Source organism: Rhizobium sp. Leaf311 (assembly GCF_001423445.1).
In the GTDB taxonomy this organism is placed as follows: domain Bacteria; phylum Pseudomonadota; class Alphaproteobacteria; order Rhizobiales; family Rhizobiaceae; genus Agrobacterium.
Genome location: NZ_LMNZ01000020.1, coordinates 192,375 through 205,696 on the forward strand (window position 1 = coordinate 192,375; position 13,322 = coordinate 205,696).

A 13,322-nucleotide genomic window follows, 5' to 3' on the forward strand; every position below is an offset into this window, starting at 1 on the left:
CTCATGGCAGAAACCCAAGCAAAGAAACTGGCCGTTTCCACGACCGACGTTGCAATCGAAATCACCGGCATGAACAAGTGGTACGGCGATTTCCACGTGCTGCGCGACATCAATCTGAAGGTCATGAAGGGCGAGCGCATCGTTATCGCCGGTCCTTCGGGTTCGGGCAAATCCACGATGATCCGCTGCATCAACCGTCTGGAAGAGCACCAGTCCGGCAGGATCGAAGTCGATGGCATCGAGCTGACGAACGACCTGAAGAAGATCGATGAAGTGCGCCGCGAAGTCGGCATGGTGTTCCAGCACTTCAACCTCTTCCCGCATCTGACCATTCTTGAAAACTGCACGCTGGCGCCGATCTGGGTTCGCAAGACGCCCAAGAAGGAAGCAGAAGAAATTGCGATGCATTACCTCAAGCGCGTCAAGATTCCCGAGCAGGCTCACAAATATCCGGGCCAGCTTTCGGGCGGTCAGCAGCAGCGCGTGGCAATTGCCCGTTCGCTCTGCATGAAGCCAAAGATCATGCTGTTCGATGAGCCGACATCGGCGCTCGACCCGGAAATGGTCAAGGAAGTGCTCGACACCATGGTGAGCCTTGCCGAAGACGGCATGACCATGCTGTGCGTGACGCATGAAATGGGCTTTGCCCGCCAGGTCGCCAACCGCGTGATCTTCATGGACCAGGGCCAGATCGTCGAGCAGAATTCGCCTGCCGAGTTCTTCGACAACCCGCAGCATGAGCGTACAAAGCTGTTCCTCAGCCAGATCCTTCACTAGGATTACAGGCGGCCATTTCGGTTAAGTACCGAGGTGGCCGACCGCTTGAGCTGAGCTGCGCCGACAGGCACAGCATTTGTCTCGGGTGACGCGCGTGACGAGAGTGGAAAGGGTCGCCTGTTCGGCTTTTTTCGAAAAGGCGCCTCACTTATGTGTCGGGCCTGAGAATGCCGAGAAAGCCCTGTCGAGATGCTCCATCGCCGATATCTGGCGCCGGATCAGAGACCATTGGCGGCGCTTTTGAGGTCCACAAATCTGTCGCGATCGAGGACTTGATCGCACTGAATCCCGCATCAAGTGGGGGATGGCGGAGGACTTGGAGACTTGTTTCACTGCCATATTCGCCGATGCGAAATGAGAAAGTTTGAAGACCCGTCAGTGCTCTGGCGGGTCTTTTTTGTGGCGGTTCCGGGTTTCTTTACCTGGAGAGCAGGGTGAGGGCGGTTGTCTTTTCGAGAACCGAGCGGGTTACGCCGCCAAACAGCATTTCCCACCACCGCGAGTGCCCGTAAGCCCCCATGACCAGCAGGTCGATGCTGTTGTCGAAGAGGCGTTGCTCTATGGCCTTTTCAGCGGACATGCCGTGGGCCTTTTCCTGTGACGTCACAGACACGTTGATGCCGTGGCGGGCGAGGGTGGATGCGATTTCCGTGCCTGCGAGCGTGTCCGACTGGTCGTCGCCCTCTTCCTTGCCGACCGTGAAAATCTCCACGCTTTTGGCGGCAATCATGAATGGCAGGGCATCGAAGACGGCACGAGTCGCTTCTCGCGAGCCGTTCCAGGCAACGAGCACGCGTTCAATGGGCTTCGGCTGCTGGAGGACGTGGGGCACGAGAAGGACGGGACGGCCGCTTTCGTAGAGAAAGCTGTCGAATTCGGCGCGGCTGTCGGACATGGCGGCGGCTTTGGTCTGACGCACGACGACAATATCTGCGCAGCGGGCGCTTTGAACGGCGCTGTTGGATGAGTAGCCGATCGACGAAACGAAGCTGCGCCACTCGTGCGAGACGCCCTCACTCGCCATCTTCCGCTCGAAGATGGCGCCGATATCGGAGGTTTCCTTCTGCGCGACTTCCTGCATGGCCTGAACTGTTGCCGGATCCGGCATTTCCATGGGCGCGACAAGCGGAACGGCGGCGAATGCCTCCATGTGCAGCCCGATGACGTGAGCAGAAAAACTATTCGCAAGAGACGTCGTAAATTCGCCCAGCGTCCTCGCATTTTCGGCGGTGTCCATGACGGCAAGTATCGTTCTGTAACCCATGGTCGGGCTCCTCGTTGTGGCAAAGCGAGAAGGCATGGCCGCCTTCCGCTATTGTTTACGCCTGCAGAGTGCTTTCCTTGGCAAGACGTCACCTTGATTGTGATCAAATGCCGCTGCGAAAGCTGCCTGCGTGAGAATCAACGCCCGAACGATACAAGCGTTCAATTGGCCTGTGCGGCCTTCTGACGGCCGATGCTCTCTATCATGGCCGCCACGTCTTGCGCAGCGGCGTCCACAGCCGCAATATCGCGCGCACGCACCACGATTTCGGTTGAGAATTTCTTCCCGTCATATCGTGGGTATGAACCAATGCTGGTTTCCGGATGCGCCTTTTGCACATTTGCGAGCAAGGTGCCAATATCGCCTTCACCATAGGGCGACGACACCGCGTGCGAGAGGATTTTAGAACCCGTCTTCAAAGTCGGAATGACATTGTCCAGCATGGCCTGGAACACCTGTGGGACGCCCGCCATCACATAGACATTGTCCACGATGAAACCCGGCGCGACTGAAACGGGGTTTGCGATATGGGCCGCGCCGCGTGGCATCCGTGCCATTCGTTTGCGCGCATCGGTAAACTCCATCTCACGCGTGCGGTACATATCGCCAAGCAGACGCATGGCCTCGGCATCGTGTTCGCAGGGCAGACCAAAGGCCGCTGAAACGGCATCTGCCGTGATGTCATCATGGGTGGGGCCTATGCCGCCGGAGGTGAAGACATAATCATATCGCTTGCGCAGCGCATTGAGCGCTTCAACGATGTCTTCCTCTTCATCCGCAACAATACGGACTTCCTTGAGATCGATGCCGGACATGGTCATCACATCGGCCAGATGCCCGATATTCTTGTCTTTCGTCCGTCCTGAGAGAAGCTCATCGCCAATGGCGAGCATGGCAGCAGTAACGACGGATGCGGGGGAGGTAGGTGCGGACATGGAGGTCACTCACAAGGGGATATCTGCTGAAGTTAGCGCCCGCAGCGCCGAATGCAAGAAGCCAGCGCGGGAAAAAATCCATGCGACACGCGTTTCGTTTCCGCAGCATGGTTGCGAGGAATAGCCAGCGCCCTGCGCTATCTGCGACCTTTAAACCTGTCCATCGAGTGATAAATCCCAAGCCACTCGCCACCGATCCTGTCGAACCACCGCACGGGCAAGATGCCGCGGAGCAGGGGCACGAAATTGATGATGGAAGGCAGCCGCAGGAAAATGCGATCAGACTTCACCGCCGCAATGATGCGGCGCGCAACGTAATCGGCGTCGAGTATGGGGATGAAGGGCGAGCGGACCCCGTCGAACATGCCGGTGTTGATGTAAAACGGGTTGACGGTGGTGACCTTCACGCCGGTTTTGGCCTGCTCCATTTCTATCCGCAGCGAGTCCGACCAGCCCGTGACCGCCCATTTGCTGCCGCAGTAAACGGACATTTTCGGATTGGAAACGAGTGCTGCTGCCGATGCAATGTTGACGATGTGCCCTCGCTTGCGGGCGATCATGTTGGGCAGGAATTGCTTTGTCATGTAGATCGGAGCGAGGACGTTCACGTCGATGGTCAATGCAATATCGGCATCGGTATGGTCGACAAATGTTTTGCCAACGATCACACCGGCATTGTTTACCAGTATATCGACGGTAATTGCCTTAGCCTTCATTTCCGCTGCGGTCTTTGCGATGGCTTCCGGGTCTGCGAGGTTAACCACATAACCGCTCGCGCCATAACCGGCGGCACTCCACTCGGCTATAGTGTCGTTCATGGCCTGTTGGTTGACATCCCAGATGACGATGTGGGCTGCGCCATCCTCCAGGAATTTGCGCCCCATGAGACGCCCGATTCCCGATGCCCCTCCGGTGATGAGAACCGTTACGCCATCCAGTTGCCTCATGCTCACCCCGCCGCGAGACTTTAAAGCACCCGTTATCGGATCTTGCTGGTGAGCCGTCACCCTTCAGATTAAGGGGGCTAGCGAGAATTTACGGTGGGAGTGGCCTATGCCGAAAAAGCAAAATGCGGCTGAAAAGCCGCATTTTTGATTCTGCCGTTTTACATTGGCAGCAAATCTGGTTCTGTGAGAAAATATCAGATGATAGGATTAACCATCATCAAGCAGGTAATGACAACAAAACCTAGCAATGAAACTTCAAGAATACTGTTGAGACCGTCGCGCATCGCTTTACCCTCCATGTTTGTGGAAGAAGAACGTGCAAATCTTAACGGGGTTCCGTGACGTGAGCGTGAATTGTTGGGAAAAGAGGCGCGTGTCGCCAAATTTGGTTTTCAGTCCTCATCAATCCCGGCAATCCAAATCTCACGTCACAAGAAGGGCAAAGATCCAGTGGCCGACGATGCTGAGCAGCAGGCAGGCAACGAGCAGGATGAAAATAAACTTCTTCATTCGGGAATGGGCCTCAGCAATCTTGATTTTCGTCATATCCTATAGCTGTTCACAGCGGAGGATAAGCCGACAACTTCACCTGCGTCACTATGACTTGACGTCAAGGCCTGCTTCGATTGCGGCATCGACAAAGGCTTTTCGCGCCTCTTCCGGTGTTTTCTTGCCAGCACCGACAGCCGCAAACACAAGAAGGGCGCGGTCCAGCATCTCGCCGTCTTCCTCGGGCCAATCCTCAATGAGCGCCCAGGATGCCGCCTGGGTCGACTCGATGCTGACATAGACGCCCGGCTCTTCCAGAGCGATAAGGACTGGCTTCTTCCAAGGCGTTTGCAATGGCTTTTCCCGTAACAGTGGACAATCAGCGCGGTTTAAAAGGTTACGGACCGCTGTTCAATGCCAATCTGTGCCGTGTCCGCCTGGCTGGCGAAAATCTCAATCATCCCGTCCGAAGAACGACCAGTCTCTGATGATGCGGCGGTCGATAATCTTGAGCGAGCGGTCCGGCTGGATCTGATAGGTTTCGATGACGCGATCGTCGAAACGACGGAAATTATGCGTGAATGTGCTGCCGATGGGCGATTTGGTCAGTTTGGTGCGCGGCTGGCCGCGATAGGTGATGCTGCCGGGAATAGGCTCCAGGCTGTAGGACGAGATGGATCTTTCGGCAAACCCACTCGCTGTACATCCCGCCAGGCCCAGTGCCAGACCTGCACTCAAGGCTGCAACGATCAATTTCATGATGCTCTCCAGATATAATGCCTTTGCGGCAAATCGATTCTCTGAGGCTTTAACTCCTCGATATCTCCGATGTTCCGCACCGGGAAGCCTGCGCTCCGGGGGACGATGTCTCAAAAGCGCCCGATCTCACCAGCTTGACGATGAGACGGCTCGCGCCTGGCAGTCAAGCCTCGTCTCCGGTAACGGCGCGCTCTGCATCCGGCACCCATCCTCTTGTATATCCTCGTCCCATAGCGACCACCGCGAGATTCAGCTGGTGCTGAAGATGCTCGATCTCATCCTGCATCGCCTGAATGGCAGACTTTGCGTTGCCGTCGTGGCAAAGCAAAATATAGTCTGCAACATCTACCAGTGTCTGTCCTGTTTTCGGGCGCACGTTCTCATTCTCCATATTCCAGAGCCATAAATGCCGCATGATGTGAACAAGGTACCCGCCCCGGCACCCGCTATGTTCTTATTATGTTCTTCTCATGAAGGGAGTCAATACGGGTAGGAATACAGGCTGTGAAGAAAGGCATCTTTTGTCACGCCGAAGCCCAGATACTAAGCAGCCAAATTGCGATCACACGGAGGAGACTGCTAGCTAGCGGACATACGGGCAATTCGAAAATCTGGGGGAGTGGCTTTAAGTTTGGAGGCCTCGCCCGGAATTGAACCGGGGTACAAGGATTTGCAGTCCTCTGCGTCACCACTCCGCCACGAGGCCTCACGGGCTCGATGTCTCGAGCCGTGGCGGGGATTTAGAACGAATCCATTTTCCACGCAATAGGGTAGGTTTGAAAAAGCGGAAGAAGTTTTGTGGAAAAGCCGCGCTCCAGCAATGCTGCGCGCGGCTTTTCCAGATGCGTCAAATTCGGCCGAGAAGGACCAGGATCAGCACGATGACGAGGACGAGGCCGAGGCCGCCCGAGAGGCCATACCCGTAATTGTGGTAGCCCCAGTTTGGCAGGGCGCCGATGAGGAAGAGTACGAGCAGGATGATGAGGATTGTGCCGAGCATTCTGGCCTCCTGATGTTGTTGAGCGTTTCCAGTCGCTTATAAATGATTAGGCGGATAAAAAGTTCCTGATCGAAGACGTTTCGCAGGTGTGAAGCGCAAAAAGGCGGGTGGTGAATGCCGCAGCGCGTCTTTTTCCACGATCTGCGGCTTGCTTGCGCTTGAAAGCCAACGCTGACGCAATTAAGACGGTAGCCCACGGCACCCGGAGTTCCGGGCTGCTCTCGAGCTTGTATTTGAGGCGAAAACGACATGATGGATTTCGAGACCGCACGCGGCAAGATGGTGGACAGCCAGTTGCGCACCACCGATGTGACGTCACATTCCGTGCTGAAGGCATTTCTGGCCGTGCCGCGGGAAGAGTTCGTGCCCGCCAACGTCAAGCAGATTGCCTATGCGGACGAGGACCTGCAGATCTGTCCTGCAAAGGACGGGCTTGGTGCCCGTTACGTCATGAAGGCATCGCCACTGGCCAAGCTGCTTCAGCTGGCCGCCATTACCAAGGATGATGTCGTACTCGAAATCGGTGGCGGACTGGGCTATGTCACGGCGATCCTTTCGCAGCTCGCCGGTTCCGTCGTTTCGCTCGAGTCGGACGAGGAATTGAGCGCTGCTGCGACGGCCACCTTGTCATCGCTGGGCTATGACAATGTCGCGACCGTCACGGGCCCGCTGAACAAGGGACATGCGGCGGAAGCGCCATATGATCTCATTTTCATCAATGGTTCTGTCGAGGACGTTCCTGCCGCGCTGCTGGACCAGTTGCATGATGGCGGACGCCTGATTGCTGTCGTCGGCTATGGCAATTCGGCCAAGGCGACCGTTTATCGCCGGGACGGGAAGGGCACATCCTCCACGTCGTTCTTCAACGCTTCCGTCAAGCCGGTTCCAGGCTTTGCCAAGGCCCGCGATTTCGTATTCTGATCAAGCCACCTCATAGAGGTCGATGCGATGCCGGGCCGCTCAGCCCGGCACTTTTGTTTTGTGACACGCGAATAAAGCTGTGTAACAAGCCACTTAGTGCGCTTCACCCGATTCAATTCCGTTCCCGACTGCCCTACACTCATGGTGATTCGGAGTGCGTATTTTGCTCCGTGCCCTCTTGAACGTGAAACCGGGGATAAAAATGGCTCAGCCAAGTGTAGCGCGCGAACCATCCATGGAAGAAATTCTGGCGTCCATTCGCAGGATCATTGAAAGCAATGAACCTGCGTCTCCCGATGCCTTCTCAGCGCAGTTGCCCCCGGTTTACGACGAGGAAGAAGAAGAGGGGTCGCCCTTCTCTGCCGAGCTTGCTAGCCCTCCGGCGCATGTGCCTCCGGCTGCCAATCAGGGTTATGGTGCACGCCAGCCTGAGTTCTCCTATGCTGAGCGCCAGGATGCAGCATCCGTATCGGACGGCGCGGACAAGTCCATGTCGCTTGCGGATGTCGCGGCCCGTGTGCGCGCCGCCGCCGATAGAAATGCTGCCCTCGGACCCCAGGGCTATGCAGCCCAAAGGCTGGTTGAGCCTGCGCCTGTTTCGCACCCCCCGTTCCAGCAGGAACGCGCGGCTGCAGCGGCTGCCACGCCCATCCGGCCAACGGATATGCGCCCGCTTCTGAATGCTGCGCAGGCACCTTCGCGACCACAGCAGGAGTTGCCGGCTGCACCGGTGCCGGCTTCGAATTTTGCACGTCCTGTCGCGGTTGCACCAGAGCCCCAACAGCACGCGCCCTTGTGGGAAAACATGGCGCTTCGCGGTGCCGTCGAGCCTGAGCAGCCGGTGTCTGCGCCGATTCCAGCTGCTGTGCAGAGAGAGCCGGTCGCCGAAGAACGGATGCCGCAGCCGATGATCGCGGAAGAGCCGCGCCGCCAGTCGGAAGAGAGTGGCCTTTCGCTCAACCTCATCTCGGCCGCCGCTGGCGCCCAGATCGCACAGTCCTTTGGTGAGCTGGCTGATATTTTTGATGGTGTGGAGCGTCCAACCGTTGAGGAAATGGCGCAGGACATGTTGCGTCCGATGCTGAAAGACTGGCTGGAAGACAACCTTCCAACACTGGTCGAGCGCCTTGTGCGTGAAGAAATCGAACGCGTGGCGCGCGGTCCACGCCGCTAAGCCAATCGCAGATATATTGGCGGTTCGTGCCGCCAATATATGCCCTTCGTGCAGATCCACACCTTCCGATGGGTCAGTGATCTGTTGGATGTTTTTCAACATTCCCGCTGAGCTTTGCCAGAGGCGACTGTCAACCTCCACGCCGATTCTCTTTATGGCCGACGCTGAGCAAAGACGGGGTCACTTTTGCGCCACGTCTGGTGTCTCAAGCCCGCGAATCGGGGTGGGGACACTATATCGCATCCGCACCGTGCGGCGTTTGGCGGGCTTTACCGTTGAAATATCCGGTTTCTGTTGACTCTCCCCCGCCCATCCTTATTTAAAAAATCAAGATTACGGCGCATCGCGATCTCCAGCGGTCGGGGCGCGCCGTGAACAGATCCTATTGTCGCATGTCGTTTTCGCAAAACCGCTGCACATTTTGCGCGATATGCTCCAGAACTCTAAAATTCAGGTCAGTAAATGCTCGAAAAGACCTACGATTCCGCATCTGTAGAACCGAAAATCGCCAAAGCCTGGGATGATGCCAACGCGTTTCGCGCTGGCGCAAATGCCAAGCCGGGCGCGGAAACCTTCACGATCGTCATTCCGCCGCCAAACGTGACGGGCTCCCTGCATATGGGCCACGCGCTCAACAACACGCTTCAGGACATCATGGTCCGGTTCGAGCGTATGCGCGGGAAGGATGTGCTGTGGCAGCCGGGCATGGACCATGCCGGTATCGCAACGCAGATGGTTGTCGAGCGCAAGCTGATGGAAAACCAGCTTCCAGACCGTCGCACGATGGGACGTGAAGCCTTTGTCGAGAAAATCTGGGAGTGGAAGGACGAATCCGGCGGATTGATCTTCAATCAGCTGAAGCGTCTGGGCGCGTCCTGCGACTGGTCGCGTGAACGCTTCACCATGGACGAGGGGCTTTCGCAGGCCGTTCTCGAGGTCTTCGTTACGCTTTACAAGCAGGGTCTGATCTACAAGGACAAGCGCCTTGTGAACTGGGACCCCAAGCTGCTGACGGCGATTTCCGATCTGGAAGTCGAGCCGCAGGAGATCAAGGGTAATCTGTGGCACTTCCGCTATCCGCTGGAAAAGGGCGTAACCTACCAATACCCGTGTGCTTGGGATGACCGTGGAGAGCCAACAGAATACGAGACCCGCGACTATATCGTCGTTGCGACCACCCGGCCCGAGACGATGCTGGGCGATACCGGCATTGCTGTCAATCCGGAAGACCGGCGTTACATGGGTATCGTCGGCAAGCATGTCATTCTTCCAATCGTCGGTCGCAAGATCCCGATCGTCGCGGATGACTACGCCGATCCGGCTGCCGGAACCGGCGCGGTCAAGATCACGCCTGCGCATGACTTCAACGACTTTGAGGTCGGAAAGCGCACGGGTCTTCGCGCCATCAACATCATGAATATCGATGGCACGATCTGCATCAAGGAAAACGAGGATTTCCTCGAAGGGCTGGATCATCCCGCCGCGCTGCATGGCGCATGGGACCGTCTGGAAGGGCAGGACCGTTTTGCCGCGCGCAAGATCATCGTTGAAATCTTTGAAGAGGCCGGTCTTCTCGACAAGATCGAACCGCACAAGCACATGGTGCCGCATGGCGACCGTGGCGGCGTGCCGATCGAGCCGCGCCTGACGGAGCAGTGGTATGTGGACGCCAAGACGCTGGCAAAGCCTGCGATTGAAAGCGTGCGCGAAGGCCGCACCAATTTCGTGCCGAAAAACTGGGACAAGACCTATTACGAGTGGATGGAAAACATCCAGCCGTGGTGCGTTTCCCGCCAGCTGTGGTGGGGGCACCAGATTCCCGCATGGTATGGTCCCGATGGTCAGGTTTTCGTTGAGAAAACGGAAGAAGAGGCGCTGAACGCAGCAATCCAGCACTATATTTCCCACGAAGGCCCATGGAAGGCCTGGGTCGAGGAGAAGCTTGAAAACTTCAAGCCGGATGAAATCCTGACCCGTGATGAAGACGTGCTGGATACGTGGTTCTCGTCTGCGCTCTGGCCGTTTTCGACGCTCGGCTGGCCGGACAAGACGCCGGAACTGGCGCGCTATTATCCGACCAATGTTCTCGTTACCGGCTTCGACATCATCTTCTTCTGGGTTGCCCGCATGATGATGATGGGCCTTCACTTCATGAAGGACGATGCAGGCCACGCTGTTGAGCCGTTCAACACGGTCTATGTTCATGCGCTGGTTCGCGACAAGAACGGCCAGAAGATGTCGAAGTCCAAGGGCAACGTCATCGACCCGCTGGAGCTGATCGATGAGTACGGTGCCGATGCGCTGCGCTTTACGCTGGCTGTGATGGCCGCGCAGGGCCGCGACGTGAAGCTGGACCCGGCCCGCATCGCCGGTTACCGCAACTTCGGCACGAAGCTGTGGAACGCAACGCGTTTTGCCGAGATGAACGGCGTCAAGCGCGATCCGCATTTCCTGCCGGAAGCGGCAACGCTGACAATCAACCGCTGGATTCTGACGGAACTCGCCAATACGGCAAAGGACGTCACGACCGCGATCGAGAACTATCGCTTCAACGATGCCGCAAGTTCTCTGTACCGCTTCGTCTGGAACCAGGTCTGCGATTGGTATCTGGAACTGCTGAAGCCTGTTTTCAGCGGCGACGACGAAGTTGCCAAGGCAGAGGCGCAGGCCTGCGTGGCCTATGTTCTGGAAGAGATCTACAAGCTGCTTCATCCCTTCATGCCGTTCATGACGGAAGAGCTGTGGGCGCATTCGGCAGGTGAGGGCGAAAGCCGTGCGGACCTGCTGTGCCACACCGACTGGCCAGCCCCGCAGTTCCGCGATGATGCGGCTGCGGCGGAAATCAACTGGCTTGTGGATCTCGTCTCGGGCATTCGCTCGACGCGATCGGAAATGAACGTACCTCCGGGTGCGACAGCGCCGCTGGTTATCGTGGCTGCCAATCCGACGACAGAAATGCGTCTGGATCGTCATTCTGCTGCTATCCGCCGTTTGGCGAGAGCAGACGAAATTCTGGCGGCCGACGTGGCTCCCAAGGGTTCGGCACAGCTGGTGCTGGGTGAGGCGACCGTGTGCATTCCGCTCGGCAATCTCATCGATATCGCTGCTGAAAAGTCGCGCCTTGAAAAGGCGATTGGCAAAGCAGACGCCGAACTGGAGCGGATCGACAAGAAACTGTCGAACGAGAAGTTCGTGGCCAATGCCGATCCGGAAGTCGTGGCTGCAGACCGCGAGCGCAAGGCCGAGCTTGAGGTCCAGATCAAGAGCCTGAGAGTGGCGCTTGAGCGCGTCAACGAAGCGGGCTGAATTCATCGCCAGACCAGAATTGGAGCCGCCCTTGTTTCAGGGGCGGCTTTTTTGTGTCTCCACGACCGTTCGATCCGTGTGAAATGGGATGGATTCGAAGATGCAAAGCTGGGAGATGGTCAGGTATCTCTGACCGTTCCGTTCCAAAAAGGCGAATGCGGTGTTTTTGCGTGTGAAAATTGTGGATGTTGTGAGATGGTCACACTAATTCGCGGGATTGATATATCTTTCTCCGAAATAAGGATTAATCCGTAGGAATTAGAAAAATCGCCTATATTAGACAGATGTCCCTATGTTCATCAGCATTTTACGTAAATTCTTTTTGCACTGCAAAATCAATGCACTGTCCTGCGACAGATTGTCTTTTTTTTCAAAGCCCTTCAGTTTCACTGCCACGACATTGCCTTGATTGGGGAGAGAGATGGCAACACAAAATCATATCATAAAAGGCGCATTGAGCCTTGCTATCGGTATCACGTCGATCACACCTGCTTTCGCGGGCGGTCTGGACAGAGGCGGATACAATATCGACCAATTGTTCGATGCATCGCCTTTCACATTTTCCTCCGGCGTTACTTACGTAATGCCGCAGCGGAAGCTGAAGAACGCACGTGACACCAATCCGTTTGACGGATCTGGCACAAACGGATTGGGTGCAGGCACCACCTATGCTGATGATTCCGAGAATTATGCGATTCCCTATGTAGGGATAAAGGGCGGCTATGACGCCATTGACTGTTTGGTGGATTACTCGCAACCTTTCGGTGCGCATCTGGAGCCCGGTGCGGGATGGATTGGCGTACAAAGCAACATCGAAACAAAGGTTCGCACCGATAATTACGGTCTGACCTGCTCTTACAAGTTTGATGTCGGTCCGGGACAATTCCGCGTTATCGGCGGCGGTTTCTATCAGGAAATCGAAGGTTCCAAGACGAGGTTGGTCGCCCCAATTCCCGCGCCGGCGTCAGCCATTTACAACGGTGTCGGCCGACTGGAGATGAGTGATGAAGCGCCGGGCTGGCGGGCCGGCATCGCTTATGAGATTCCCGAATACGCATTGAGGGCGAGCCTAGTTTACAACAGTCGCGTCAAGTATGATAATCTTTCCGGTACCTTGGATCTGACCCAGATACCTCTTGGTACTGGCGGTAGCCCGTGGGCAGGTCGCCGGTTTAACGTTGTGGGCTCGGCCGAGGCTCCGGACTCTCTCGAACTGAAGGTACAAAGCGGCATTGCACCCGACTGGCTTGCTTTTGGATCCGTTAAGTGGACCAATTGGAGCCTGATTCAGTCCATCGGATTCTGCCCTGTAGCGTCCTCCGGTCTACCATGTCGTCCAGGCGGAGTGACGTCGCTCGACCTGCTTTATCGTGATGGCTGGACCGTATCTGGCGGTATCGGGCACAAGTTCAACGATCAATGGTCTGGCGCTGTCAGCCTGACGTGGGACAGAGGCACGAGCACTGGCGTTGGTACGCAGACCGACAGCTGGACCCTCGGTACAGGCGTGTCCTATGCTTTCAACGAGAATGTGGAACTGCGTCTTGCTGGCGCTGTCGGCCTTCTTACGAGCGGAAGCTCTGGTGCGGTCACTCGTGGCGGCGTCGTCTATGGTAATGACGTTTCATACGACTTCGGCAATGATATCGTCACCGCAGTATCGACCTCGCTCAAAGTCAAATTCTGAGGCAATTCCGAGAAAATTCAACCCGGCCTTTCGAGGCCGGGTTTTTTGTTGCCTGCTCGCAAT

General features: G+C 56.6%; 13 protein-coding genes and 1 tRNA gene. 5 read left to right on the plus strand and 9 right to left on the minus strand.

The features are described from left to right. The first annotated feature begins 3 nt into the window (after positions 1-3). Positions 4-777 carry an amino acid ABC transporter ATP-binding protein gene (locus tag ASF69_RS17740; protein WP_062589529.1) on the plus strand — a complete coding sequence of 258 codons (774 nt, stop codon included), beginning with the start codon at positions 4-6 and terminating at the stop codon, positions 775-777. A 418-nt stretch (positions 778-1,195) separates the two neighbouring features. Here the strand turns inward: ASF69_RS17740 and ASF69_RS17745 are convergent, their stop codons facing one another. The 9 genes from ASF69_RS17745 to ASF69_RS22855 all read right to left on the minus strand — a co-directional run bounded on the left by ASF69_RS17745 (position 1,196) and on the right by ASF69_RS22855 (position 6,171). Further along, entirely contained in the window at positions 1,196-2,041 is an 846-nt protein-coding gene (locus ASF69_RS17745) for a universal stress protein (RefSeq protein WP_062589530.1), read from the minus strand. A 161-nt stretch (positions 2,042-2,202) separates the two neighbouring features. After that, a complete protein-coding gene (locus tag ASF69_RS17750) occupies positions 2,203-2,976 on the minus strand; it encodes a competence/damage-inducible protein A (RefSeq protein WP_062589531.1) in 774 nt (257 codons plus the stop codon). A gap of 137 nt (positions 2,977-3,113) precedes the next feature. Further along, positions 3,114-3,923 carry an SDR family oxidoreductase gene (locus ASF69_RS17755; RefSeq protein ID WP_062589532.1) on the minus strand — a complete coding sequence of 270 codons (810 nt, stop codon included), beginning with the start codon at positions 3,921-3,923 and terminating at the stop codon, positions 3,114-3,116. Positions 3,924-4,346: 423 nt separating this feature from the next. Continuing rightward, on the minus strand, positions 4,347-4,469 hold the full coding sequence (locus tag ASF69_RS23770) for a hypothetical protein (protein ID WP_280136392.1): 123 nt from the start codon (positions 4,467-4,469) through the stop codon (positions 4,347-4,349). 51 nt (positions 4,470-4,520) lie between these two features. Further along, a complete protein-coding gene (locus tag ASF69_RS17760) occupies positions 4,521-4,766 on the minus strand; it encodes a DUF982 domain-containing protein (RefSeq protein WP_062589533.1) in 246 nt (81 codons plus the stop codon). Between the two features lie 99 nt (positions 4,767-4,865). Continuing rightward, entirely contained in the window at positions 4,866-5,171 is a 306-nt protein-coding gene (locus ASF69_RS17765) for a hypothetical protein (RefSeq protein ID WP_062589534.1), read from the minus strand. A gap of 163 nt (positions 5,172-5,334) precedes the next feature. Then, a complete protein-coding gene (locus ASF69_RS17770; RefSeq protein WP_062589882.1) occupies positions 5,335-5,562 on the minus strand; it encodes a hypothetical protein in 228 nt (75 codons plus the stop codon). A 241-nt stretch (positions 5,563-5,803) separates the two neighbouring features. Continuing rightward, positions 5,804-5,877: transfer RNA gene (locus ASF69_RS17775), tRNA-Cys, on the minus strand. 141 nt (positions 5,878-6,018) lie between these two features. Continuing rightward, positions 6,019-6,171 (minus strand): DUF3309 family protein, encoded by a 153-nt coding sequence (locus ASF69_RS22855; RefSeq protein ID WP_082469772.1) that lies wholly within the window; start codon positions 6,169-6,171, stop codon positions 6,019-6,021. A gap of 249 nt (positions 6,172-6,420) precedes the next feature. Here ASF69_RS22855 and ASF69_RS17785 point away from each other — a divergent pair, with 249 nt between their 5' ends. The 4 genes from ASF69_RS17785 (at position 6,421) to ASF69_RS17800 (ending at position 13,259) form a co-directional block, all read left to right on the plus strand. Then, positions 6,421-7,092 (plus strand): protein-L-isoaspartate O-methyltransferase, encoded by a 672-nt coding sequence (locus ASF69_RS17785; protein ID WP_062589536.1) that lies wholly within the window; start codon positions 6,421-6,423, stop codon positions 7,090-7,092. A 202-nt stretch (positions 7,093-7,294) separates the two neighbouring features. Further along, the gene (locus tag ASF69_RS17790; protein WP_062589537.1) at positions 7,295-8,266 is read left to right on the plus strand and encodes a DUF2497 domain-containing protein; all 972 of its coding nucleotides are present in this window, start codon (positions 7,295-7,297) and stop codon (positions 8,264-8,266) included. Positions 8,267-8,728: 462 nt separating this feature from the next. Further along, a complete protein-coding gene (locus ASF69_RS17795) occupies positions 8,729-11,572 on the plus strand; it encodes a valine--tRNA ligase (RefSeq protein ID WP_062589538.1) in 2,844 nt (947 codons plus the stop codon). Between the two features lie 421 nt (positions 11,573-11,993). Then, a complete protein-coding gene (locus ASF69_RS17800) occupies positions 11,994-13,259 on the plus strand; it encodes an OmpP1/FadL family transporter (RefSeq protein WP_062589539.1) in 1,266 nt (421 codons plus the stop codon). Positions 13,260-13,322 lie beyond the last annotated feature (63 nt).

What these genes read in the sequence shown, in the direction of transcription:
- ASF69_RS17745 (WP_062589530.1), bottom strand. Translation starts at nt 2,041, where the DNA reads ATGGGTTACAGAACGATACTTGCCGTCATGGACACCGCCGAAAATGCG.
- ASF69_RS17785 (WP_062589536.1), top strand. Translation starts at nt 6,421, where the DNA reads ATGATGGATTTCGAGACCGCACGCGGCAAGATGGTGGACAGCCAGTTG.
- ASF69_RS17770 (WP_062589882.1), bottom strand. Translation starts at nt 5,562, where the DNA reads ATGGAGAATGAGAACGTGCGCCCGAAAACAGGACAGACACTGGTAGAT.
- ASF69_RS22855 (WP_082469772.1), bottom strand. Translation starts at nt 6,171, where the DNA reads ATGCTCGGCACAATCCTCATCATCCTGCTCGTACTCTTCCTCATCGGC.
- ASF69_RS17750 (WP_062589531.1), bottom strand. Translation starts at nt 2,976, where the DNA reads ATGTCCGCACCTACCTCCCCCGCATCCGTCGTTACTGCTGCCATGCTC.
- ASF69_RS17765 (WP_062589534.1), bottom strand. Translation starts at nt 5,171, where the DNA reads ATGAAATTGATCGTTGCAGCCTTGAGTGCAGGTCTGGCACTGGGCCTG.
- ASF69_RS17755 (WP_062589532.1), bottom strand. Translation starts at nt 3,923, where the DNA reads ATGAGGCAACTGGATGGCGTAACGGTTCTCATCACCGGAGGGGCATCG.
- ASF69_RS17790 (WP_062589537.1), top strand. Translation starts at nt 7,295, where the DNA reads ATGGCTCAGCCAAGTGTAGCGCGCGAACCATCCATGGAAGAAATTCTG.
- ASF69_RS17800 (WP_062589539.1), top strand. Translation starts at nt 11,994, where the DNA reads ATGGCAACACAAAATCATATCATAAAAGGCGCATTGAGCCTTGCTATC.
- ASF69_RS17795 (WP_062589538.1), top strand. Translation starts at nt 8,729, where the DNA reads ATGCTCGAAAAGACCTACGATTCCGCATCTGTAGAACCGAAAATCGCC.
- ASF69_RS23770 (WP_280136392.1), bottom strand. Translation starts at nt 4,469, where the DNA reads ATGACGAAAATCAAGATTGCTGAGGCCCATTCCCGAATGAAGAAGTTT.
- ASF69_RS17740 (WP_062589529.1), top strand. Translation starts at nt 4, where the DNA reads ATGGCAGAAACCCAAGCAAAGAAACTGGCCGTTTCCACGACCGACGTT.